The organism is Streptomyces carpinensis, from assembly GCF_002154505.1.
GTDB classification, from domain to species: Bacteria; Actinomycetota; Actinomycetes; order Streptomycetales; family Streptomycetaceae; genus Streptomyces; species Streptomyces carpinensis.
The window spans coordinates 16571-40745 of sequence record NZ_MUBM01000024.1 but is presented as its reverse complement, the minus strand read 5'-3'; the positions used below and the strand labels follow the sequence as shown (position 1 = coordinate 40745).

Genomic DNA, 24175 nt, shown 5'->3' with positions numbered 1-24175 from the left:
CGACGACCGCACCGGCGCCGTGGCCAGCGGCGAGAACCTGACGATCAACCTCGACCACAAGAACGACTTCCGCCGCATCCTCGTCTTCGTGACCATCTACGAGGGCGCCCGCTCCTTCGCCGACCTGCACGCCACCGTCACGCTCCAGCCCCAGCACGGCGCCCCCGTCGACTTCTCCCTCGACGAGTGCACGGTGCCCTCCACGGTGTGCGCGCTCGCCCTGATCACCCACACCGGAGGCGACCTGGTCGTCCAGCGCGAGGCCCGCTACCTGGTGCCCGCGCGCGGAGTGAGCCCGCAGCGCACGATCGACCAGGCCTACGGCTGGGGCATGAACTGGACGCCCGGCCGCAAGTGAGCGGCCGGCCGAGGCCGGTGGCAGGCCGCCGGTGAGCGGTCAGCCCTCCTCGGAAATGGCGTCCGGACGCGCGTAGGTGCGGCCCTTCCAGGCCGCACCCCGGCCCCGGTAGTGCTGCACCGCCGAGTCCACCGTCATCAGCAGATAGAGGAACGCCGTGCACGGCAGCAGCGGAGCGAGCCACAGCGGCTGGCGGTAGTAGCGCAGCATCGGCACGTACGTCGCCGTCATCACCACCCACGCCGCGCCACCGGCCAGTGCCGCCGCCCCGGCGCCCGCCGCCAGGCCCGCGACCAGCGCCACCGGAGGCACCAGGTACACCAGCGCCAGCCCGGCGACCGTGCCGAGCAGCAGCAGCGGACTGTGGCGCAGTTGCGCGTAGGCGCTGCGCGAGACCATCCGCCACAGGTCGTGCAGGCGCGGATACGGGCGCACGCTGTCCACCCGCTCGGCCAGGCCCAGCCAGATGTGCCCGCCGCTGCCCTTGACGGCCCGGGCGAGGGCCACGTCGTCGATCACCGCGTGCCGGATCGCGTCCGGGATCCGCGCCCGCTCGGCCGTCTCGGCGCGCAGCAGCACGCAGCCGCCCGCGGCCGCCGCCGTCCGCCCACCCCTGCGGCCGATCCGACGGAAGGGGTACAGCTGCGCGAAGAAGTAGACGAACGCCGGTACGACGAGCCGCTCCCACAGCGACTCCACGCGCAGCCGGGCCATCTGCGAGACGACGTCGAAGCCCCCCGCGCGTGCCGCCGCCACCAGACGGCGCAGGCTGTCCGGGGCGTGGGCGATGTCGGCGTCCGTCAGCAGCAGGTACTCGGGGCCACGCGCGCGTGCCAGGCCGATACCGTGCTTCACGGCCCACAGCTTGCCCGTCCACCCCGCGGGCGGCTCGCCCGGCGAGCTCACCGTCAGCGGCAGCCCGCCGACGCGCCGCGCCAGCTCGCGGGCCAGTTCACCGGTGCCGTCGGAGCTGCCGTCGTCGACGAGGAAGACCTCCGCCCGACCCGGGTACGCCTGGGCGAGCAGCGACGGAAGGCTCCCGCCGAGCACGGCGGCCTCGTCCCGCGCGGGCACCACGACGCAGACGGCCGGCCAGTCGTCCGGCGCCGGATCCGCCCCGGGCGGCAGTCTGACGTCCGTACGCCAGAAGAAGCCCTGGCAGAGCAGCAGCCACAGCCAGGCGGCGAGTGATGCGACGGCGGTCCACACGATCACGCTCACCCCCGCAGTCTGCCCCACCCGACCGGCCGTCACGAGGGGATCGTCTATCGTGGCCGGGTGAAGATCGCGCTCATGGACTCCGGAATCGGGCTGCTGGCGGCCACCGCCGCGGTGCGGCGCCTGCGACCCGACGCAGATCTGGTGCTCTCCCTGGACCCCGCGGGCATGCCCTGGGGTCCACGCACTCCGGAGGACCTCACCGCGCGCGCGGTGGCCGTCGCCGAGGCCGCCGCCGCCCACGGCCCGGAGGCCCTGATCGTCGGCTGCAACACCGCCACCGTGCACGCGCTGACCACCCTGCGGGACCGCCTCGAACCGGACCTGCCGGTCATCGGCACGGTACCCGCGATCAAGCCGGCCGCCGCGGGCGGCGGTCCCGTCGCCATCTGGGCGACGCCCGCCACCACCGGCAGCCCCTACCAGCAGGGGCTCATCCGTGACTTCGCCGACGGCGTGCCGGTCACGGAGGTGCCCTGCTGGGGCCTGGCGGAGGCCGTGGAGCACGCGGACCAGGCGGCGATCGACGAGGCCGTCACCGCCGCCGCCGGGCTGACCCCCGAGAACGTGACGACCGTCGTCCTGGGCTGCACCCACTACGAGCTGGTCGCCGAGCGCATCCGGGCCGCCGTGCAGCGGCCGGACCGCCCGCCGCTGGTCCTGCACGGCTCGGCGGGGGCCGTCGCCGCCCAGGCCCTGCGCCGGATCGGTGCCCGGCCCGAGCCGCAGGCCCCTGCCGACGGCACTGTCACAGTGCTGCTCAACGGACGGGAGGGCGCACTGCCCGCGCCGGCCCTGGCGTACGCGGAAGGCCGCCTCCTCCAGGCCGCCATCCCCGCCCGCTGAGCCAAGGTCACCCGCAGGACACACCCGGCACGAATGAGCCGGAGTGGAACACTCCCCGTGTGCGACGCGCTACCCGCCGGACGAAACCTGGGTAACCTCGTTGACATGAGGGACCAATCCCGCAGCGAGGACGGGTCGCACCCCGAGGTCTGGACGGGCCGCGCCACCAATCGCTTCCAGTGGCTGCTGGCGCTCGTCGGCGCCGCCTGCCTGGCGCTCGGCATCGAACTGGCCGTCGACTCGGCCTGGAGCTCCGGGATCGCCCCGCTGGTGATGTCCGTCGTGGGCTGTATCGCCGCCGGGCTGCTGGTCCTCTTCGGCACCCTCGCCTTCGTCCACGTCGCGCTCAAGGTCGACAAGGAGACTCTGGAGGTGCGCTGCGGCCACATCGGCCTGCCGCGCCGGCGCATCCCGCTCGCCCATGTGGCGGGCGCCGAGTTCGTCCCCCACGTCACCCCGCGCCACTGGGGCGGCTGGGGCTACCGCTGGCGGCCCGAGAAGGGCACCGCGGTCGTCGTACGCCGTGGCGAGGGCGTCGTGCTGCGCCTGTGGGACGGCCACACGTTCACGATCACCGTGGACAACGCCGAGTCGGCGGTACGCGTGATCAGGGACCGTCTGCGCCCGCCGGCACCCGGCCGGGTCTGAGCGACTCCGGGCAGTCGCCGAGGTCCGGGACGCCGCCGCGACCCTCCGTGGCTCTGGCACCAAAAGTGATCCAGAACCTCATTTCACCCGTCGACGACACAAGGTCCGCCCGCGGGGAGGAGGACCCCGCCGGACCGGGTGGCCGTCCTTCGGACAAGGTCCGAGCCTTGCAGTGGACGCTGTACCGCTGTGCCAAGCAAGAATCTGAACGTCGGTTTCATGCCCTGTATGGCCATGTCCACCGCATGGACGTTCTTCGGCGGGCCTTCAGTCCCGAGCCGTGATGACTGTGCCCCGAGAGCAAGACGCTCTCGGGGCACAGTCGAATCAGCCGACGCGGCGGTCGAACGTCACGCGACGCGGTCAGGAGGCTCCTCACCGCCGAGCAGATTGCGAGAGCGGCGGACCGCGCCGTCCTGCAGCGCCGAGAGCGACGACCGCGACTTCCAGGCCGAGTGCGGCGTCAGGAACGTGTTGGGTGCGTCTCGAAGCGGGTTATCCGCTGCGAGCGGCTCGCTCTCGAAGACGTCGAGTCCAGCGCCACCGAGATGCCCATCGCGCAAGGCATCTGCCAGCGCCTTTTCATCTATGAGACCGCCACGCGACACGTTGACGACGACAGCGCCCCGGCGCATACGTGCGATCGAGTCGCGCGAGATCATGTGGTGCGTCTCATCGTTCAGCGGTACGTGTAGCGTGATCACATCGCTCGACTGGATGATCTCGTCGACCGGCGCCGACGCGACATCGTCGAATTGAGCGATCGGATCGTACGCCTTCACATCGGCGCCCACGGCAGACCACCAGCGCGCGACGTGGCGACCGATACGACCCATACCGACAACGCCGACCTGCAGCTTGCTCAGAACTGGAAGGTCCGCGGGGACCGCGCCCGCCCACTTCCCCGCCGAGATCGCGGCCTGCCCCGCGGGGATCCGACGTGTGAGAGCCAGCCCCAGCGCGAAGGCGTGGGATGCGACTTCCTCCGTCGAGGCATCGGGCACGATGCTCACCGGCACACCGGCTTCTTTCGCAGCCGACACATCGATGTTGTCGTAGCCGATCCCGTACCTCACCACCCCGATGCACCCTTCCATCGCTGCGAACTCCGCTGCGCCGACGCGACCGTAGGGGGTCACCATGACGATTCGCGCATGTGGCATCGCGGCGGTGAGCTCCTGTTGGTCGCCTGCGACCACGAGTTCGAGACCGAACTCGTCGGCAAGACGCTTCTCTCGCTCCAGATCGGGGAACTGGTGCGGCGTGATAAGCAGCGTGGCGGTGTCGGGCACGGGATGGCTCCTTTAGCGAAGATGAGACAGGCATGTGAGATGGCGGTCTGCTCAGTCGACCGCACGACCGATGCGCTGGTAGGTGTCGGGGTTACGGCGGCGAAGGACGACCGCCGTGATCACGCCGACGATGATCGACAGATACGGGATCAGCAGGAGGATCGTCAGCAGGACCGGCCCGCCCGTGACGAGCAGCTCCATGTTGAACGACGCCGTGATGAGGGCGAAGCCGATTCCGATCAGGGCGACGGTCGGAGCGATGAGCGTGCGCCAGAACGAGATGCCGTGCGAATTGCGACGGAAGTACACGATGATCGCGATCGCGGTGAATGCGAGCAGAAGGAGCATGCCGTAGAAGGCGACGCCAGCGGCCGCGGCATACAGGCCGTTCGGGTCGCCCCCCTTTGCGATGAGCACGATCATGACGATGAGCAGCACAGCGCCCACAGTGACAGCCGCACGGTGCGGCGAGCCGTGCTTGTCGTGGACCTTGGCGATCGAGCGGGGGAAGATCCCGTCGACGGCGAGCGAGTGGGTGTACCGCGACAGGATGTTCTGCAGCGACAGCCCGGAGGCGAAGTAGCTGGTGACGATGAGGACCGAGACGATCTGGTTGGCCCAGACGCCGAGGTACTGGATGAGCGCGTTCGGCATCATCGCCGCGGGATCGCCGGCCGCGACGTCGACAGCGTTCGATGTGCCCGCGGAGAGGATCAGGCCGTACGCGGAGATCGCGTAGAACACACCGAGAAAGATGACGGCGATGAACGTGGCGCGCGGAATCGTCACGCTCGGCTTTCGCACCTCGTCGCGATAGACGGCGGTCGCCTCGAAGCCATTGAACACGCCGATGCTGAAGAGCAGTAGCACGCCGATCGACGGCGTGATGAGGTTCGCCGGGTTCCACGGTTCGACGGAGTTCCCCTCCGGGCCGCCGTTGACGAACATCACGATGTCGAAGATCGACACGACCGTGACCTCGATGACGAGGATCACCGAGAGCACCTTCGCCGATAGCTCCACGCTGAAGTAGCTGAGGATCCACGCCGCGGCGAACATGATGAGGCTCCACAGCCACCACGGGGTGTCGAGGCCGGTTGCGAAGGCGCGCAGGAGGTTGTTGACCGAGATCCCGGAGACGACGATGCACGACACCACGTTGAAGCCGTACGTCACGAGCGCCAGGAACGACCCGCCGAGGCCGGCCGGGCGTCCGAGCCCCTCGCGAATGTAGGTGTAGAAGGCGCCTGCGCGCGGCACTGCCTTGGTCATCGCCGTGAACCCTGCCGCGAAGAGCGCCATCAGGACCGCGACGGCGATGAATGCGATCGGGACGCCGATACCGAAGGAGATATTCACGGAGACGAAGCCGAACACCACGCCGAGCGGCGCGGTGAATGCGAGTACCGTGAACAGGAGCCCCACAGTCCCCATCCGACCGCGAAGCTGATAGCTCCCCGCCGGGCTGACGTCGTGGTCGTCGACGCGCTCGGGCGACGGGACCGTTTTGGTCTTCGGATTGTCATTCATATGCTTGCTCCTCGCGGGCGAGCGCGGTCGACGCTGACACTCACCGGATGTGTGCTGGGCCCACCGCACCCGTAGGTGACGGCGGCGCGATCCGATGTTCACCGCTCCCACCCAGAGCGGCTTCATGTGATCCTCAGCGCCGCACCCGCCCCGGGACTGTGCCATGTTGGGGCACCCTGTCACGCATCGGCGACATGCGGATCCGCGCTAGCCGAGGTCGAGATTGAACCCGCGTCCCTTGTACGCCTCGATCTTGCGGTACAGCGTCGAGCGGCCGATGCCGAGCAGCGCAGACGCCTTCACGCGATTCCCGCCCGCTTCGGCGAGAGCGCTTCGGATCTGCTGCAGCTCGACCTCCTCGAGCCGCGTGAGTCGAGCAGTGTTCAGAGCTCGCAGCTGCACATCCGTGAGATCGGCGAGCCGCGCCTCCTCCAGTTCCGCCCGCGACGAGATCGACTCGACGAGCTCACGCAGCTGACCGACGTTGCCCGGCCAGTCCGCCGCGACGAGCGCGTCGCGAAGCTTCGTGGAGAGCCGACGCACATGACCATCGCTGTTGCGCAGGAAGTGCTCCGTCAGCTCAGGGATGTCGCTCCTACGGTCGCGCAATGCGGGCATGGACACTTCGATACCGCGCAAACCGGACAGAATCGGCAAGATCTCATCGGAGACGTGGCCCACGGTCAGGACGAGCTGCGGCTGCTCCAGGATCTTGAGAAGAGCCGCGAGCTCATCGCGGACGGGTGCGGAGGCGCGCTCGACGCGGTGCAACACGGCGGCCTCGCCTCGTGCGAGCGCGGCGTCCATCTCCTCGATCACGTCGGCGGAGTGTCTCTCCCGAGCGAAATCGAAGACGACGACCTCGTCGGACATCCGGTATGCGATCGCCTGTCCCAGGCTCTTCTTCCCCGTGCCCGTCTCACCGACGATGTACGCTGGCATGCGTCGACTCGCCGCGGTGCTCGCCGCGTCCAATGCACGTCGCAGCGAGCGGCTTGTGCCGATCATCCCCTCGAAGGACTCGACCTGCGGCACCGACGTGGCGCCCGGCAGAGCGCGCCGGCGTTCCTCACGCGGCACCTGCACGCGCATGATGGCTGCGCCTCTGGAGCCGAACTCGGGAAGCTCCATCGGCCGAATCTGCAGGAGGACCTCGTGCCCCGCGCTCACGTTGATCCGATGCTGCGTCGGCTCGCCCCGCTTTGCTTCTCGCGCCATCGCCGACAAGACGGAGAAGTCGCTCTGATCGAGCATGCTGAGCGCCTGGCGACTGGCGATCGTCGTACTCTCATCCATGGCGATGACCGCCTCGGCACCCCGCTTGCGCGCCTCGCGCACGTACTCCGACATGAGCGCCTGCTCGCGAGCCACGAGCCGGTCGGCGAGCCGCTGTGTGATGTCGGCGGCCGCGCCGTGCACAGTCATCAGTACCGACCGCGGATCCGTGTCGCGAGCGATGTGTTCGGGAAGCATGAGGCTGAGAACGCCGCGGATCGAGCGGCGCAGAGGATCCCGGATCGGCACCGACGTGCAGTAGCTGTTCTGCAGCGCTTCGTTGAAGTGTTCCGGGCCCCAGACCTGTACCGCTGAGCCTTCCTCCAGCACGGTGCCGTCGGAGTTGGTCCCCGCGACGTCCTCGCTGAAGCGGCCCCCGAGAGTCGGGAAGATGCGCTCCGCCTTGCGGCGCTCGCCGAGATCGCCTCGGTATACGGCGAGCGTGCCATCGGCATCCGCCAGTATGACGGACCCGCCGATGTCCACGCTGAGCCGCTCGAGATAGGTGAGCACGGGCCCGGCCGCGAGCAGGAGCTGCTCGTCGGCGCGCGGTTCCGACGCTTCGAGGAAGCTCGCATTCGTGCCGACGTTGCATGCGAGGCTGCGTTGCCAGGAGCGAGCGATGACGGGCCGCAGATTGCTCAGATCCGTCGCGAGCGGGTCGGAGATGAACTGCTCCCGGAGCGAATGGATCTGCGCGTCCGGAACCGCGCCCACGCGCACGACCGGGGCGTGATCGAACGGTTGTGCGATCGATGTCATCGTAGGCTCCCTCCTGGCAACGGGTCGGCTCAGTACGTCAGCAGGTGTTCCAGCTCGCGAGGAAGCTTACGTGCCTGCTGGCGGGCGAACTGACCCACGTACCATTTGCCGAGGGCCTGCTTTCCGGTCGATCCGCTGCCCTTCCACCCGCCGAACGTTTGGGGCCCGGGCCACCAGCCGGTGGTCGCGTGACCTGGGACGTTCACGTCGACGCAACCGGCCTCGACCTCGGCGAGGAACGTCCGCGCCTCGTTGAGATCGCCCGTGTAGATGCCCGCGGTGAGTCCCATGTCGGTGTCGTTCGCGACGCTCAGCGCGGTCTCGAAGTCAGGAACCTCGCTGATCGTCAAGACCGGCAGGAAGTGCTCGACCGTCGCGAGATCGTGCGCGGCGGGAACACCCGAGATGACCGTCGCCGGAACGAGATAGCCCTCGCCCTTGGTCGAGCCGGTCTCGACCCGGAAGCCCGCGCTGTTCGCGACGTCGACGATCTTGTTGTAGCGGTCGACTGCCTCCGGCGAAACGACAGGCCCCGCAAAGACCGTGGGATCGATCGGATCGCCGTTCTTGAGCTCCTTCACACGCTCGCTCACGAGCTCGACGAGCCTGTCGTGGGCGCCCTGCGTCACGAGCACGCGCGAGAGTGCGCTGCACTTCTGGCCGCTCATGTCGAACGCCGAGAAGACGATGCCCTTCGCCGCCTCCTCGAGGTCTGCGTCATCGGTCACTATGACCGGGTTCTTACCGCCCATCTCCGCGATGACGGGACGGCTGTACGGGCCTGCCGCATAGTCGCGGATGATCGAGCGGCCCACGGCCACGGAGCCGGTGAAGCAGATGCCGTCGAGGTCCGAGGCGACGAGTGCCCGGCCGGGGCCGTCTGCACCATGGATGATGTTGACGAGGCCGACGGGGAGGTTCATGACCTCGCAGAACTCATAGACCGCGTGGCCCGACCACGGACCATCGGCTGCGGTCTTGACGACCATGCCGTTGCCGGCAATGAGCGCGGCGATCGTCGGACCTGCCGCCTGCACGATCGGGTAGTTGAACGGCGTCACCATGCCGAAGACCCCGTAGGGACGCAGAACCGAGTCGTTCGCGAAGCCCGCGGGGTCGGTCTCGCGAGCATCCTCGAAGGCACCCGGAGCCGAAGCGTACTTGGTCGAGAACTTGGCGATATCGAGCACCTCGGCGCCCTCGGCGCGCGAGCCGGCATACGGCTTCGCGATCTCGAGCGCGACCCGGACGGCCCACTCCTCGATGTGCGCCTCGATGTACGGGATGGCGCGGCTGACTCGCTCGATGCGCTCAGCGAGGGGCACGCGCGCCCATTCCTTCTGCGCCTTGCGACTCGCCTCGACAGCCTTGTGCACAAGCTCATCCGGCGCGTCGTGGCAGGCGCTCACGATCACGTCGGGGTGGCTGGGGTCGCGGCGCTCGATGAGCGGACCGTCGTAATACTCCACGCCCGCGATGATGTGCGGGACGGTGGGGTGCGCGCCTTTGCGTCGTTCGGTCACGTTCGCGACGAAGGCTTGCTGCGCCTCGTTCGTCATCGCCTGTATCTCCTTCTTTGGGCGGGATGCTCCGCACCGTCTTCAATGCTCTCGTCGAGCCTAGGAACGACACCTGCCGGGCGACTGTCCCAAGGTGGGACAGGCCCCCGGCTCTCGTCGTTCCTAGGCGACGACGCTGCGCAGCGTCCCGACGTTCTGGAGCTCGACCTCCACGACGTCGCCGCTGCGCAGCCACTCCGGGGGTGTGCGCTTCGCACCGATCCCGTCGGGAGTGCCAGTCGCGATGATGTCGCCGGGCTTCAAGGTGATCGTGCGGGTCAGGTACGCGATGATCTCGGCCACCGGGAAGATCATGTGACGTGTGTTCGAGTGCTGCTTCACAGCGCCGTTGACACGGGTCGAGATGTCGAGGGCCTGAACGTCGCCGACTTCGTCGAGGGTCACGAGATCGGGGCCGACGGGTGTGGTGCCGTCGACAGACTTGCCGACGACCCACTGGGTACCGCGGTACTGCAGGTCTCGCGCGGTGATGTCATTGAGGATCGAGACTCCGGCGATCACGCTCGTGGCGTCGTCGGCCGAGACATTCTTGGCCTCGCGTCCGATCACGATCGCGAGCTCGCCTTCGAAGTCGAGCTGTTCGGTCACGTCGAGACCGCCGATCGCGTCGTTCGCGCCGATCAGCGTGCCCGGGAACTTCGTGAATACGTCGGGGTACTGCGGCAGCGACCGCCCTGTCTCGGCCACGTGATCGCCGTAGTTGAGACCGATGCAGAGCACCTTCTCCGGGTCGGCGACGACCGGGCCGAGCGTGATTTCATTGAGCGGTCCGATGTCGGCGGCGCTGCCGGTGGGCGTGCCGGCAATCGCGGAAGCGACGGCATCGAGATCTGCGCCGTAGACATCGAGCAGCGCGCGCATCGTCGGTGCGGTTCCGATGCTGTCGCGGCCAGCCGCGACGAGGGCCCGCTCCGCGTCGACGACGTGACCATCGATGATCGCCCCCGCGCGCCAGGAGCCGTCATTGAGATATGTGACAAGACGCATGCGTGATGACCTTCCTGATTGCGTCGTTCGTACGTGATCGACGAGGTGCCGCGAAGAGCTGTGTTGTTCAGCTCGTCGCAGCGGAGACGTGCGCGACGGCATCGATCAAGCGGTCGGTGAGATCTTCGACCACCGAGGCATCCATCGGCGTCGACAGCGCCGCGAGGTTCGCCGACGAGAGCACGACACCGCGGTCGTACGCCGCCCACCACAATGCTTGCTGCAGATCGGCCGCGACCTTTCGCGCTCCCTTCGGGAACGCACGGAACAACGATCCACGCCCCCTGACCTCCCAGCCGAACGGCTCCAGCTCCTTCGACGCGCGCTCGCGCGCCGTATCGCCGAGCGCGTTGATGCGGTCGATCTCCTCAGCGGTGAGAAGCCGCAGAGCGGCGGCGCCCGCAGCGACGCTGACGGGATTGCCGGAGAAGGTCCCCGAGTGGGCCAGGCTGCCCGGCTTCCACGGGTCGAGGATGTCCATGACCTCGTCCCGCCCGGCGACCGCACCGATCGCGAAGCCGCCGCCGATAACCTTGCCCGCGGTGAGTAGATCCGGGACGATGCCGTAGATCCCGCTCAGCCCGCCGACACTGAGGCGAAGACTGATCACCTCGTCGATGATCAGAAGCGCTCCATGCTTGGTCGCAAGCGCACGCGCCTCAGCCGCGAACTGCTGGTCGACACCGACGAGCCCTGCCTTGTTGGGGAGGAGATCCAGGATGATCGCCGCGACCGTCTCGTCCGACGCCTCAAACACCCGCCGCAGCTCGTCGATGTCGTTGAGAGGGACGAGGCTCACGTCCTTCTCGACCGCGCTCGGCACACCGCGGGACGGCCCGCTCGTGAGGAGGACTGTGTCCGACGAGCCGTGGTAGCCGTCCTTGGTCATCACGATTCCGTCGCGCCCCGTCGCCGCCCTCGCGATTCGGATCGCCGACATCACGGCTTCGGTGCCCGAGTTCGTGAACCTGATCTGGCCGAGCCCGCGCAAGCGCGAGATCATGGCCTCGGCGAGGTCCCACTCGGGAAGGTTGGGGATACCCCAGGCGGATCCCTGCGAGATGGCGCGTCCGGCCGCCTCGACGATCTCGGGGTGGGCATTGCCGTGGATCAGGGTCGTGAAGTTCCCATTGGCGTCGATGAGTTCGCGACCCGAATCATCCCAGAGCCGCCAGCCCTCGCCCCGCACCGCATAGGTCGGGGTCCGACCGACGTGATAGGCCGAGCGGCCGTATCCGCCGGGAAGAATAGGCCGCCCGTTGGCGTTGCGGCGAGCGTGTGCGTCGTGCGGGCCGTCGACGACGTTCGATTCGGAGATCATGCCGGCAAGGCTAGGAACTGATCGTCACCGCGAACTGTCCGAAATTGGGACAACGCCACAACGCCGTGTATCCGCCGCGAAGTAATCCGCGACCATCGGCGCCCGCACACCACCAGGACACAGACAGTTCGCGCGGATGTTGTCACGTGCATGCTCGACGGCCACGGATCTCGTCATCACCGCCCGCATCGCCCGGGAGACCGGGCTGCACCTGGACACCGTCCGCACCTGGCGCAACCGGTTCGCCGGGAACCGACTGGCTGCCCTGTCCGACCGCAAGCGCTCCGGGCGCCCCGCCACAGCGCGCCGAACCGTCCTTCCACCAGAGCGACGAGGCCGTGACGCCGCTCCCTCAGCCGGAAGGGCGCGAACGGTCGTGAACCCCTGCCCCGACGCCACTCCCGTCACCATCACGGTCTTCCCGCGTAGCCCTGTGTCCGTATCAAGCTCCCTCGCACTTCGGCGCCATTCTCCGTGAGACAGGCCCGGAATGGCGCTCTTCGCCGAGTCCAACTGTCCACATCTGGGACAGAAAGGGGCTCGCTCACGCCGGTAGTGTCCCCTGGCAACCGGGATCCGTGCGGATCCCAGACACGCAACACGGATCGGAGAGCGGCATGGGCCGGGTTCAGGACAAGGTCACGATCATCACAGGTGGCGCGCGAGGGCAGGGCGAATCGCACGCCCGACTGTTCGCCGCCGAGGGAGCGTCGGTCCTCCTCACCGACGTGCTCGACGAGGTCGGCGAGTCGGTTGCCGCCGAGCTGCGGGACGCCGGGCACGACGTGCACTACATGCACCTCAATGTCTCGGAAGAAGGCGAGTGGGAGGCCGTCATCGCGGCTGCCGAGCAGCGCTGGGGCCGAGTCGACATCCTGATCAACAACGCCGGCATCGTCGGCACGATGAAATCCGTCGCCGACGAAGACGTTGCCGCGTGGACGACCATGACCGCGATCAACCAGCAGGGGGTGTTCCTTGGCATCAAGCACGGCGCCCCCGCCATCGAGCGCAGCGGTGGCGGCGCGATCGTGAACACCTGCTCGATCAATGGCACGGTCGGCAATCCGGGCGGATTCTCATACCAAGCCGCCAAAGGTGCCGTGAAGATGATGACCCGCGCGGCCGCGATGGAGTATGCGGGCCGCGGCGTTCGGGTCAATTCCGTCTCCCCCGGTCTTGTCATGACGCACATGGCGGAGGAAGAGGGCGAGGAGTCGAATCGCGAGTTCAGCGAGGCCACGCCGATGAAGCGCGCGGCGCAGCCGATCGAGGTCAGCTACGGCGTGCTCTACCTCGCCAGTGACGAGGCGAGTTACGTCACCGGCGCCGACCTGTTCATCGACGGCGGCTACACCGCGCAGTAGCTCGCGTCGCCCATCGTCTCGCTCACAGCCGACCCGTCTGTCCCAAAGTGGCACGGTGCCGCCGCACGCACTGGCGAACGATGGACGCAAAGTCGCGCGCGTACCGCCGCACACGACAGCGGTACGCGGCAGACGCGCATCCGTTTCACTTTCGGAGGACCATCATCAATGACTGATATCGCCGTCCAGGCCACCGCTCCTGTCCGCGACGTCGCAGGTGTCGAGGCCGTGTCGCTCTGGCTCACTGCGCTCTCCGAAGCCATCGCTTCGCGCGATGCCGACACCCTCGCGGGGCTCTTCCGGGCGGACGCCGTCGCGCGCGACCTGCTCGCGCTCTCGTGGGATTTCCGCAACGGCGTCGGCCGCGACGAGATCATCGCGCTGCTCGGGGGCGAGGATACGGCTGCGCCTCGCGAGCTCGCCGTCCGCGCGGGTACCGAGCCGACCACGACCGAGGATTCCGCCGAGGCGTTCCTGACTTTCTCGAACGCGATGGGCAACGGCAACGGTTACGTGTATCTCGCCAGGAATGGCGAAGGCGCGTGGGAGGCATCCGCCTTCGTCCTCGTGCTCGACGCGATCGACTCGCACACCGAGCGCGTCGGAGCCGACCGCCCTGCCGGTCGCGTCCACGGCCCGCGATTCGACCGCGCCAGCTGGGCGGAGCAGCGCGACCCCGAGTTCATGAACGGCGATCCCGCCGTCGTCATCCTGGGCGCGGGTCACAACGGTCTGATGCTCGCCGCGCGCCTCGGTGCTCTGGGCATCCGCGCTCTGATCGTCGAGCAGAATGATCGCGTCGGCGACAACTGGCGCAAGCGTTACAGCTCACTGGCTCTGCACACGCCCCTCGAATCCGACACCTTCCCGTACCTCCCGTTCCCGCCCACCTGGCCGAAGTTCACTCCCAAGGACAAGCTCGCCGATTTCCTCGAGTGCTACGCGACTCTTCTCGACCTGAACGTGTGGACGGGTTCGCGCGTCGAGAAGGTCGGCTTCGATGAGACGACTCGCACGTGGGGCATGGACGTCGTTCGTCCCGATGGCACCCGCCGTCACCTCGCGCCGCGGCATTTCGTCTTCGCGACGGGCATCAATGCCGAGCCGCGGCTGCCTGAGCTGCGGGGACGGGACGAGTTCGAAGGCACCCTCATCCACGCCGTCGATTACAAGGGGCACCAGGGTTGGCGCGGAAAGAAGGCGATCGTCGTCGGCTCGGGAGTGAGCGGGCATGATCTCGCGCAGGACCTGGCCGAGCACGGCGCCGATGTGACGATGATTCAGCGCTCGGGGACTCTCGTGATGAACACGGAGACGTTCCATCAGGTCATGCACGGCAATCATGTCAGCGGCCGGTACGCCGTCGAGGACGCGGATCTCGTCAACGCGGCGACGCCGATGGGGGCCCTGCCCGAGTACTTCGGCGCACAGCAGCGTGAGACCGCGAATGCCGCAGACCGCGAGCTGCTCGAGTCGCTCACCGCCGCGGGATTCGAGCTCAACGACGGTCCAGGCGGCCAGGGCGCTCTCGGCCTCATCTATGGCCTGAACGGTACGGGCTATTACTACAACGCCGGCGCATCCGAGCTGATCGCCGACGGTACGATCGCGCTCGAGCACGGGAGCGTCGAGCGCCTCACGGCGACGGGTGTTCAGCTCGCCGACGGCAGAGTTCTCGACGGCGACCTTGTCATCTTCGCCACCGGCTACAACGGCGCGCCGACGATTGTGCGCCACGTGCTCGGCGACGACATCGCCGATCAGCTCGGCGCCTTCGCCGACGTGGGCGAGGACCGCGAGTACGGCCTGCTGTGGCGCGACTGCGGCATCGATCGCCTCTGGCTCATGATCTCGCTGTCCGTCGGCGACGGGCGCTTCTACTCGAAGCTCCTCGCGCTTCAGATCGCGGCGCAGGAGGCTGAAACCTCCGCGAAGTGATCTCGCGCATTCCCGAGGGGCGTTGCGGTGGACTTCGCCCACCGCAACGCGCGGACCACGACGTCGACGGCCATCTCCAGGGCGTCCGGATACCACGGAGATATCTACCGCCGACGAACGAGACTTGACGACTGGTCCACTGGACGACGCCATCACGAAGCCTGCGCCAGAGTCCGGATCTTGACGTGGATAATGTCAGCGCGGCGCTGGTCCGTGTGGTGGCGGGCGGGGGGCAGTCCCACCCTGCCCGCGTGACCGGCTACGCAGGCGCCCTCGGGCGCCCAGAGTCGGGCCGTCGCCGTCCAACGGCAGGCCGAAGGCGAGGAGCGTGAGTGCCAGGAGCAGGGAGTTGAGTAGGCGGCGTGGGTAAGTCCCGGGGTGGTTTTGGGCAAGCCCGTGTTGTCGGTGGCGGCTGAAAGGCTGGACGGTATGAACGGCGATGAGCAGCTGCTGCGCGGCCGGGTGTACGGCCGTGACCATGACGAGGATCCCGGCCCGTTGGCCGGGCGGAGGTAAGCCCGGAGCACTGGGAAGCGCCGCTGGGCAGCCCCGACGTCCACGTGGTGCTCACAGCGGTCGCGCCCGACCCCGCGCACTTGGGGGCGGCCGTCGACCGGGCCCGCACGGCGTACGACCAACTGTCCGGCGTGACGGCGATATGGCGGCAGGACTGCTACGCGCTGCCCACCGAGTCCGAGCATTTCGGCTATCGCGACGGGGTCAGCCATCCGGCCGTCGAAGGCAGTGGCATACCGGGATCCAACCAGTTGGAAGTGCCGCTGAAGGCCGGTGAGTTCGTCCTCGGCTACCGGGACGAGCTCGGCGGCATACAGAGCCCCCAGCCCACCGTGCTGGGCCGCAACGGCAGCTACGCGGTCTTCCGCAAGCTCCATCAGAAGGTCGCCGAGTTCCGGCGCTATCTGAAGGACAACTCCACCGGACCTGAGGACGAGGAACTGATCGCCGCGAAGATCATGGGGCGCTGGCGCAGTGGAGCTCCCCTGGCGCTGGCGCCGCAAGGCGATGAACCCGCGCTCGGTGCCGACCCGCACCGCCGTAATACCTTCCTGTACGAGAGCGACGATCCGGCGGGATTCACGACACCCGGCGGCTGCCACATCCGCCGGGCCAACCCCCGCGACGCGGCGGTGGCAGGAGTGGTGCGACTGCACCGTATGATCCGGCGCGGCGCGGTCTACGGTCCGCCACTGCCCGAGGGGGTACTGGAGGACGACGGAGCCGACCGCGGCCTGATGTTCGCTTTCATCGGCGCGCGTCCGGGGCGGCAGTTCGAGTTCGTCCAGTCGCAGTGGATGAACGACGGCGTCTTCTTCGGCGCGAACAACGCCAAAGACCCCGTCACCGGGTCCCACGACGGCTCCGACAGCTTCACCATTCCCCGGCGGCCGCTGCGCCTGCGCCTTGCCCCACTGCCGCGGTTCGTCGTCACCCGAGGAGGCGAGTACTGCTTCCTGCCAAGTCTGACCGCCCTGCGTTGGCTCGGCGCCCTGCACGACTGACAGCGTGGCGACGAGCCGCCCCGGCGCCGTCCCCACATGCTTCGCCGCCCGGGGGAAGGCTGATGGAGACCCTGCACCTGGTGCTCAACGCCGTCACCGTCATCTTCATCGCGGCCACCATGTTCGCCGCCGGCTTGGGCGCCACCGTATCGGCACTGCGCGGCGTCTTCGCCAACGTCCCGCTCCTGCTGCTGGCGCTGACCGCCAACATGGTGGTCGTCCCGCTGCTCGGCTGGGGCATCGGCGCGCTGTTCAGCCTCCCCTCCGCCTCCTTCATCGCGCTCATCCTGGTCGCCGCCTCCCCGGGCGGCCCCTTCGGGGCGAAACTCGCCATGGTGCAAACCGGTGACGTCGTCGGCGGCGCGGCGATGCAGGTGCTGCTCGCCTCCGTCGGCAGCATCACCTTCGCCCCCACCGTCAACGGCCTCCTGACCGCCGCCGACGTAGGCACCAGCGTCTCCCTCGACGTGGGAGCACTGGTGCGGACCGTGGCCCTGCTGCAACTCGTACCCTTCGCCATCGGCCTGCTGATACGCCGCTACGCCGAGCCCACCGCAGGGTCGTGGCACCGCCCGGCGGCGGCAGTCTCCAACGTCACGTTCCTGATCGTGCTGGCGGGCATGCTGCTCGGCAACTGGCGGGGCCTCGTCGCGCTCCTCGGCTCCCTCTCCCTCCTCGCCGGGTTCCTGCTCTCGGCCATTGCCTTCGCCGTAGGAACGCTGCTGGCCACGGGCTCGCCCGTGCGCCGCACGACCATGGGCGGCGTCGCGTCGGTGCGCAATGCCGGTCCCGCGCTTGCCGCGATCGGCATCGCCTTCGACAACCAGCCCGCCATCCTCGGGGCGCTCGCCGCGATCCTACTCAGCGGGCTGGCAGCGGCCCTGCCAATCGCCACGCTGCTCAGCAGGCGGCGAAGTACTCCTACGACAGTGGAGACGGACGCCCGTACGGATGGCTGGCAATGACGAGCCCCTGCCGGGGACGTGCCCCAGAGGGCACATCCGGGGCACATGAGCCTGGGAAACGGGTCGACCGGTGAGGACGCGGCCAGGCGCTGCCAGCCGCCGGCACCGATCTCCCCGGCCGCAGGCCCTTCGCACGGGGCCTTCAGCGTCACTCGCGCCCTGGGCCTGCCCACCCGGCCGCTGCACCGGCTGTGGACCGCGGCCGCCCGCGAAGCCCACAAAGGATGGCCTAAACGCCCTGGACTGGTCGAGCCCGGCGAGATCGACCCGGGCGCCGTGCACCTGCCCGGCGTGTATGTGGAAGTGAGTCGTCTGGGCCAGCGCCGCGGCCGTCCGGGCCGGTGCCTCTCACCTCGCGGTGGCGTCCGTGGGGGCGTCAACCTCGTGCTTGGGCTGATCATCGTAGCCGCCGAAGTCGCAGTCCAACATTGATCATGCAAGGCTGCGAAGTCAAGGATCTACGGTGTCGGTTCAAGGGCATCACACCGCCGTCGTGGCCCAGTAGAGTGCCGGGCACTGCTGGGCCACTCCTCAGGTGCCGGAGCGAGTTCTGTGAGTGCCGTCGGACGCGTCCGGCCGGCGGGTAACGGCCATGAGGGCGGCATCGTCGTCCAGGCGTCCTTCGGTGTACCGGGTCAGATCGGCGATGAGAGCGTCCAGGATCACACCCGGGTCCGTTGGGAGGGGACGGGACAGGAATGGCACGGGATTGTAGAAGGTGCCGTGGTGGTCGCGTGCCTCGACCAGGCCGTCAGTGAACAGCACCAGGGTCGCGTCGTGCGGCAGGGCGAACCGATCGACCGGTACCCGGGTACGGCCCAGGCTGCCCAGGCCCAGGGGCAGGGACGGGGCAGACGGCTCCAGCGGACTCGCGCGGCCCTGGTGGAGGAGGAGCGGCGCGGGGTGTCCCAGATTGATCACGTATAGGGCGGAGCCGTCGTTGGGGACGTCGATGACAACGGCGGTGGCAAAGGACTCGGAGCCCTCCTGCTCCTCGGCATCGACCCTCTGCATGACCTCCTCCAAACGGTCGACCACATCGGTCAAGCCGGGGACGTGAGCCACGGCCTCGTAGAAGGCGCCGAGCAGCCTGTTGACGGTTCGGACCGCGCCCAGTCCCTTCCCCCGCACGTCGGCGATCATCATCCGAACGCTGTCGGGTGTGGGGTGGATGGCGTAGAGGTCGCCACCGATGGCAGCCTCCTTCGCGGCGGCCCGGTACCGGGAGGCCACGGCCAGCGGCCCGACCCGCTCGGGGGGGATGGGGAGCACCGCCCGCTGGACGGCCTCGGCTACCTCGCGGGTGTCCTTCAACTGCTTCCGCTCTTTGGCCATGACCCGGTTGAGGATCGCGGCAAGAACGGTCAGGACTACGACGCTCGTGAACCGGACGGAGTATTCGGTAAGGGCGACGCCCTTCGCGTACGCCACGGCCATCCCGATCAGCTCCGTCACTACGCCGGTGGCGATTACGCCCGGCAACGAGTACACGGGGGCGGCCAGTACGGGAGCGGCCGCCAGCAGCGGAAACACGCTGAACCCTGACGGGGCCAGTACGTCGACGACGACCGCGACGAGGAGCACCGCGGCAGGCAGGAGAGAAGGCCATCGACTCCACCTGACCAGAGATGTGCGGTCGCCTGTCATTACCCTGCTGCCCCTGTGCTCCTGGGCGGATCGTCATCGAGTCCCAGTCTCCGACGCACCCCGACCCACAGCGACTGGACCAACCTCGTGCGCGTCCACAGCAGCAACATCAGTATCTGACACGAGGACCACAGCGTGCGGTTCCATTTTCCGATGACGGTGCAGGCGGAGGTCGTCCAGCAGCAGGACGCAGGCGGCAAGGGCCGCTTCACGCACGTGTGGGTGTCGTCGAAGTAGATGGAGACGGCAGAGAAGGGCAGCGTCCGGATTTCGCGAGTTCGGACGAACGGAGGTTAATCCTCGGGTGGGAAGCCGAAGCGGCGCATCGTCGCCTCGGCTTGGTCGTCGGCGGCGTCCGCCACCGAGTTAAGCCACCCCAGCAACTCGGCTCGCATCGGCCCAGGGAAGTCGCGGGGCCTCTTGTCGACGGGCAGGGCGGTGCGCGGGTCGGAAAGGATCCCAGCCACGTAGAGCGCGGCCGGGACCGTCGCGACGTAGAGAGCGTTCTGGTGGTGTACCACGTGGTGCAGGTGGTCCAGGGCCTGGGATCTCACGCGCTGGTCGCCGTCCAACAGCGCGACCAGCTGCGCGGGGGTGTCCTCCGCCGTCCCGTAAGCATGCTCCAGGGCGCCCCCGTCGGTCTCGGCCAGCACCACGGCAGGCTCAGGCAGGGCGGTCAGGTTCACAGATGCTCCCGCCAGACATGGTCCATCGCCTCGGCCGCCGTGCCCCCAGCCAGCCGCTCGATTGCCTGGTCGTGCCAGGCGGTTTCGTACACGATCCAGCTCGTGACGCCTCGTGCCTGGCCGTCCGCTCACGCATCGCGCGTGCACGGGGCAGTGTCGAAGAGCTTTCTGTGCATCACGGTGTGATGACCGGGATTATGCCCGCTTTCTGCTGTTTAGGTCGCACGGTGGCGGTCGGAGTGCTCAGGAAGCTCCCAGAATCTCTCCGGGTGTGGTCAGGGAGTGCTGACAGCGTCGATGCCGCACTGACGGCATGCTCGTCGGCTTTCCGGGGAGCCTCGACCTGACTTGGAGCCCTTGCTGTGGCCTCATTCCTTTCCGGGCTGGGCCGGTTCTCCTTCCGGAGGCGCTGGCTGGTCGCGTTGCTGTGGGTGGTTCTGCTCGTGGGGACGGCGGTGCTGGCCGGGAGGGCTCCGGCGGCGCCCCCCAATGACTTCTCGATGCCCGGTACGGAGGCGCAGCAGGCGTACGACCTGCTGGACAAGAGCTTCCCGGAGCTGAATGCCGACGGTGCGACGGCTCGGGTGGTGTTCCGGGCGGCGGATGGCAAGGTCACCGACCCCGTGAACAGGCAGGCGATCGAGGCGACGGTCCGGGCGCTTGGGAGCGATCCCCAGGTCGCGCGGGTCTCCGACCCGTACGTGAGCGCGTCGGTGAGCAAGGATGCCTCCACGGCCTACACACAGGTCTCTTATCAGGTTCCCGCATCGGAACTGAAGGAGGACTCACGCACCGCTTTGCAGGACACGGTCGATCAGGCACGCTCGCGGGAGTTGACCGTCGAGGTCGGGGGCAACGCCGTCAACACGGTGGCGGGCGGGCATTCCTCGGAGGCCCTGGGACTCGCGGTGGCTGCCGTGGTGCTTGTCATCACCTTCGGCTCACTCCTGGCGGCCGGCCTTCCCCTGCTCACCGCCGTACTCGGAGTAGGAATCGGTGGCCTGGCGATCCGGGCGCTGGCGCAACCGCTCGGCCTCGGCTCGACGACGTCGGGTCTGGCCACCATGATCGGGCTGGCCGTCGGCATCGACTACGCCCTGTTCGTCGTCTCACGTTACCGCGCCGAACTCGCTCGTGGCCGCAGCCGTGAGGACGCGGCTGGGCACGCGGTGGGTACCGCGGGATCTGCGGTGGTGTTCGCCGGTCTGACCGTGGTCATCGCCCTCGTGGGACTGTGTGTGGTCGGCATCCCGCTGCTGACGCAGATGGGGCTCGCCGCGGCCGGCACGGTCGTCATCGCGGTGCTGATAGCCGTCACGCTGATCCCTGCGCTGCTCGGGATCTGCGGCCGTCGGATCGGCCCGGCCCGCCCGCGGCGCCGGGGGAGGGACAAGGACGGCCTGCCACGGTCGGGCAGGGGCGTGCGCTGGGCCCGGTTCGTCGTCAGGCGTCCGGTCGCCGTGCTCCTGGGCGGTGCCGTGCTGCTCGGCGTGGTCGCGGTGCCGGCGGTTTCCCTGGAAATGGGCCTGCCGGGCGACGAGAGCAAACCCGTCACGACGACGCAGCGCCGGGCCTACGACATGGTCGCCGAAAGCTTCGGGCCGGGCTTCAACGGTCCGCTGACGGTGGTCGTCCAGGCCAAGGACGGCGACAGCGCTCAGTCGGCCGCCCAGAGCATCGCCGGGCATGTCCGTGGCAGGAAGGACGTCACCGCGGTCGGACAGCCACGGCTGAGCGAGTCCGGCGACACCGCCGTCCTTAACGTCGTCCCGGCCACCTCACCGGCCAGCACCGAGACGGCCGACCTCGTGCACGCACTGCGCGACCCGGCACTTGCGAACGAGAGCGACGCCCACATCCTGGTCGCCGGCACAACGGCGATGAACGTGGACGTCTCGCAGAAACTGTCCAACGCCCTGCTTCCGTACCTCGGACTCGTGGTGGGTCTGGCGTTCCTGCTGTTGATCGTCGTCTTCCGGTCCCTCCTCGTGCCGCTCAAGGCGGCACTGGGCTTCCTCCTGTCCGTCCTGGCCGGCCTCGGCGCGGTGGTCGCGGTCTTCCAGTGGGGCTGGCTGGCGTCCCTCTTCGGGGTCGCGGAACCCGGACCGGTGATGTCCATGATGCCGATCTTCATGGTCGGTGTGGTCTTCGGCCTCGCCATGGACTACGAGGTGTTCCTGGTGACCCGGATGCGCGAGGCGTACATGCACGGGCAGTCGCCGTCGGACTCCGTGATCAGCGGATTCGAGCACAGCACGCGGGTGGTGACCGCAGCTGCCGTGATCATGATCTCGGTCTTCGCCTCGTTCATGGGCTCCGACGAGCAGATGCTCAAGACCATCGGCTTCGGGCTCGCAGCAGCCGTCCTCCTCGACGCGTTCGTCGTCCGCATGGCGGTCGTTCCGGCAGTCCTCGCCCTGCTCGGCCGACGCGCCTGGGGCCTGCCCGGCTGGCTGGACCGGCTCGTCCCCGACCTCGACGTGGAAGGCGCGCGGATCGAACGAGACCCGGGCGAGCCCACGGTGACGGCCGTCGGGGCATCCCATGGTGACGGCCCGGACTCCGTCGTCGAATCCGCGGGAAGCGGCAGTGGCTCCGCTGGCTGAATCCCCTCCGCCACGGGGCTCTTCGCGGCCCCGGACGTGTTCGTGTCCAGGCGGCGGCAGGTCCCTCCTGCCGCTGCATACCCCTGCATCTCTCCCCCCAGGAGCCCGCCCGTGTCCTCCTCCCCGTCGCCCTCCGCTCCTCCCGGTTCACTCTGGCGTCATGCCCTCGAAGGAGGTCTTTCCGTCGTGGCCGCCGTCGTGACGATGGCCGCCGCCGCATGGGCGGCACTGGCCGTCCTCGGCGCGGGCACGATTGCGCCCGTCTCCCGCCTCGTGCCGACCATGGTGAGCATGGCCGTCGGTGGCGGCGTCACCATGGAGTCGGTCCCCTCCGCCGAGTCCGCCGACGCCGGCGGACTCGGCGGAGGGGGCCTCGGCGGGCTGCTCGGGGGACTGGGTGGTGGCGGTGGCCTGCATCTCGGCCTGACCGGCGAGGCGGCACTGACGCCGCTCACGCTGACGTTCCTGGGCACGGCCGTCCTGGCGGTCGTCTTCTTCCGGCCCCTGTACCGGCGGCAGCGGCCCGCCCCGGCGATGCTGTGGGCCCGGTGCGGCGGTGTGGTGGTGACCACGGCGGTGGTCTTCCCGGTGCTCGCAGCGATGGCCCGGGGTACGGCCCGGCTGCCTGAGAGCGTGACGGAACGGTTCGGGAAGGGCGCCTCCGCCGGAGCGTTCAGCCGGTTCACCGGTGGCGGTGGGGGCCTCGCCTCGGGGCTGTCTTCGGTGACCTTCGAGACCGATGCCGTGGCGACCGCGTTGTTCGCCCTGCTGTGGGTGGGCCTCGTGCTCGCCGTCGGCTGTGTCGCGGCCCGCCGTACGACACTGCCGCGCCCCCTCGCCCTGGGCCGCCTGCGGCTGAAGTGGAACGCTGTCGCCTCCACCCTGACGGGGATCGCCGCCGTGCTGTGCTGCTCGGCGGCGGCCGTCGCGCTCCTGGCCGGAGCCGCGGTCCTGACCGGCCGGGAGCAGGCGGCCAAGGCGGCGGGCATCCTCCTGCTCGCCGGCCCCAACCTGATCGTCGTGCTGTTCACCGCCGGCCTCGGCACCTCCTGGGAGGCGGGTGTGTACCGCCTGCGGTCCGACGGCGGCGGAATGCTCGGCATGCTCGGCGGCGGAGCCCAGGGCGGCGCGGCGGGCAGGGACAGGTCGGTCAACCTCGGCGCCTGGTCCGGCGCTGGTGTGCCGCTGTGGCTGATCGGCATACTCCTCATGCTGCTGCTTGTGGTGGTCGCCGGGTACGTCGCCGCCGCCCGTACCCCGGCGCGCACCCCGCGGGAGGACTCCGAGGCCGTCCTCGACCGCCACGCGGAGATCGCCGTACGCATGGGCATCGCGGTCGGCATCGCTGCCCTGGTGCTTCCGTCGGTGGCCGGGGGATCGCTGCGGATCGGCATCAGTCTCATGGGTAACGAGATGGGCGGTCTGAGTGCCGGACTCGATGCGCATCCGGGACTGTCCGCGCTCACCGGGTTCGTCCTGGCTGTGCTCGGCGCGTACGGCGGCAGCCGCCTGCACAGCCGACGGGCCCGGCACCGCAACGGCGCGGCACAGCCGCCCGGCACCGCGACCCGGCGGCCCGTCGGAGCCCGCTCCGCCTCCCGGGCTTCGTCCGATTCGGTCTCGTAAGCG

At 68.9% G+C, this 24175-nt stretch carries 18 protein-coding genes and 1 pseudogene; 10 read left to right on the top strand and 9 right to left on the bottom strand.

Annotated elements, in window-relative coordinates; all coding sequences use genetic code 11:
- Nucleotides 1-358: pseudogene (locus tag BZY54_RS04755) on the top strand (Tellurium resistance); the annotation flags it as partial.
- A gap of 39 nt (nucleotides 359-397) precedes the next feature.
- Here BZY54_RS04755 and BZY54_RS04750 read toward each other — a convergent pair.
- A complete protein-coding gene (locus tag BZY54_RS04750; protein ID WP_244216963.1) occupies nucleotides 398-1579 on the bottom strand; it encodes a glycosyltransferase in 1182 nt (393 codons plus the stop codon).
- A 57-nt stretch (nucleotides 1580-1636) separates the two neighbouring features.
- Here BZY54_RS04750 and BZY54_RS04745 point away from each other — a divergent pair, with 57 nt between their 5' ends.
- Nucleotides 1637-2422 (top strand): glutamate racemase, encoded by a 786-nt coding sequence (locus tag BZY54_RS04745; protein ID WP_086723275.1) that lies wholly within the window; start codon nucleotides 1637-1639, stop codon nucleotides 2420-2422.
- A gap of 105 nt (nucleotides 2423-2527) precedes the next feature.
- Nucleotides 2528-3070: a hypothetical protein gene (locus BZY54_RS04740; RefSeq protein WP_086723274.1), complete on the top strand. Its 543-nt coding sequence runs from the start codon at nucleotides 2528-2530 to the stop codon at nucleotides 3068-3070.
- Between the two features lie 350 nt (nucleotides 3071-3420).
- Here the strand turns inward: BZY54_RS04740 and BZY54_RS04735 are convergent, their stop codons facing one another.
- The 6 genes from BZY54_RS04735 to BZY54_RS04710 all read right to left on the bottom strand — a co-directional run bounded on the left by BZY54_RS04735 (nucleotide 3421) and on the right by BZY54_RS04710 (nucleotide 11817).
- Nucleotides 3421-4362 carry a C-terminal binding protein gene (locus tag BZY54_RS04735; RefSeq protein WP_086723273.1) on the bottom strand — a complete coding sequence of 314 codons (942 nt, stop codon included), beginning with the start codon at nucleotides 4360-4362 and terminating at the stop codon, nucleotides 3421-3423.
- A gap of 51 nt (nucleotides 4363-4413) precedes the next feature.
- Entirely contained in the window at nucleotides 4414-6018 is a 1605-nt protein-coding gene (locus BZY54_RS04730; RefSeq protein ID WP_158103813.1) for an APC family permease, read from the bottom strand.
- Between the two features lie 81 nt (nucleotides 6019-6099).
- Nucleotides 6100-7929: a sigma-54-dependent Fis family transcriptional regulator gene (locus BZY54_RS04725; protein WP_086723271.1), complete on the bottom strand. Its 1830-nt coding sequence runs from the start codon at nucleotides 7927-7929 to the stop codon at nucleotides 6100-6102.
- A gap of 29 nt (nucleotides 7930-7958) precedes the next feature.
- Entirely contained in the window at nucleotides 7959-9488 is a 1530-nt protein-coding gene (locus tag BZY54_RS04720; RefSeq protein WP_086723270.1) for an aldehyde dehydrogenase family protein, read from the bottom strand.
- A gap of 123 nt (nucleotides 9489-9611) precedes the next feature.
- On the bottom strand, nucleotides 9612-10496 hold the full coding sequence (locus BZY54_RS04715) for a fumarylacetoacetate hydrolase family protein (RefSeq protein ID WP_086723269.1): 885 nt from the start codon (nucleotides 10494-10496) through the stop codon (nucleotides 9612-9614).
- A gap of 67 nt (nucleotides 10497-10563) precedes the next feature.
- Nucleotides 10564-11817: an aspartate aminotransferase family protein gene (locus BZY54_RS04710; protein WP_086723268.1), complete on the bottom strand. Its 1254-nt coding sequence runs from the start codon at nucleotides 11815-11817 to the stop codon at nucleotides 10564-10566.
- Between the two features lie 136 nt (nucleotides 11818-11953).
- On the opposite strand from BZY54_RS04710, the gene BZY54_RS52800 reads away from it, so the two are divergent.
- From BZY54_RS52800 to BZY54_RS04685, 5 genes are all read left to right on the top strand, one after another.
- Nucleotides 11954-12295, top strand: coding sequence for a helix-turn-helix domain-containing protein (locus BZY54_RS52800; protein ID WP_244216962.1), 342 nt, complete (start codon nucleotides 11954-11956; stop codon nucleotides 12293-12295).
- 139 nt (nucleotides 12296-12434) lie between these two features.
- Nucleotides 12435-13184 (top strand): SDR family NAD(P)-dependent oxidoreductase, encoded by a 750-nt coding sequence (locus BZY54_RS04700; RefSeq protein ID WP_086723267.1) that lies wholly within the window; start codon nucleotides 12435-12437, stop codon nucleotides 13182-13184.
- Nucleotides 13185-13352: 168 nt separating this feature from the next.
- Nucleotides 13353-15122: a flavin-containing monooxygenase gene (locus tag BZY54_RS04695; protein WP_086723266.1), complete on the top strand. Its 1770-nt coding sequence runs from the start codon at nucleotides 13353-13355 to the stop codon at nucleotides 15120-15122.
- Nucleotides 15123-15682: 560 nt separating this feature from the next.
- On the top strand, nucleotides 15683-16642 hold the full coding sequence (locus BZY54_RS04690) for a Dyp-type peroxidase (RefSeq protein ID WP_244216961.1): 960 nt from the start codon (nucleotides 15683-15685) through the stop codon (nucleotides 16640-16642).
- A 62-nt stretch (nucleotides 16643-16704) separates the two neighbouring features.
- Complete coding sequence (locus tag BZY54_RS04685) at nucleotides 16705-17607, top strand: bile acid:sodium symporter family protein (protein WP_086723265.1); 903 nt, start codon at nucleotides 16705-16707, stop codon at nucleotides 17605-17607.
- Between the two features lie 531 nt (nucleotides 17608-18138).
- Here BZY54_RS04685 and BZY54_RS04680 read toward each other — a convergent pair.
- Together BZY54_RS04680 and BZY54_RS04675 are read right to left on the bottom strand one after the other, a co-directional pair.
- The gene (locus tag BZY54_RS04680) at nucleotides 18139-19191 is read right to left on the bottom strand and encodes a PP2C family protein-serine/threonine phosphatase (RefSeq protein ID WP_244216960.1); all 1053 of its coding nucleotides are present in this window, start codon (nucleotides 19189-19191) and stop codon (nucleotides 18139-18141) included.
- Between the two features lie 356 nt (nucleotides 19192-19547).
- Entirely contained in the window at nucleotides 19548-19940 is a 393-nt protein-coding gene (locus BZY54_RS04675; RefSeq protein ID WP_086723263.1) for a hypothetical protein, read from the bottom strand.
- 362 nt (nucleotides 19941-20302) lie between these two features.
- Here BZY54_RS04675 and BZY54_RS04670 point away from each other — a divergent pair, with 362 nt between their 5' ends.
- Nucleotides 20303-22546 (top strand): MMPL family transporter, encoded by a 2244-nt coding sequence (locus BZY54_RS04670; protein WP_086723262.1) that lies wholly within the window; start codon nucleotides 20303-20305, stop codon nucleotides 22544-22546.
- 111 nt (nucleotides 22547-22657) lie between these two features.
- Nucleotides 22658-24172 (top strand): streptophobe family protein, encoded by a 1515-nt coding sequence (locus BZY54_RS04665; protein ID WP_279634645.1) that lies wholly within the window; start codon nucleotides 22658-22660, stop codon nucleotides 24170-24172.
- Nucleotides 24173-24175 lie beyond the last annotated feature (3 nt).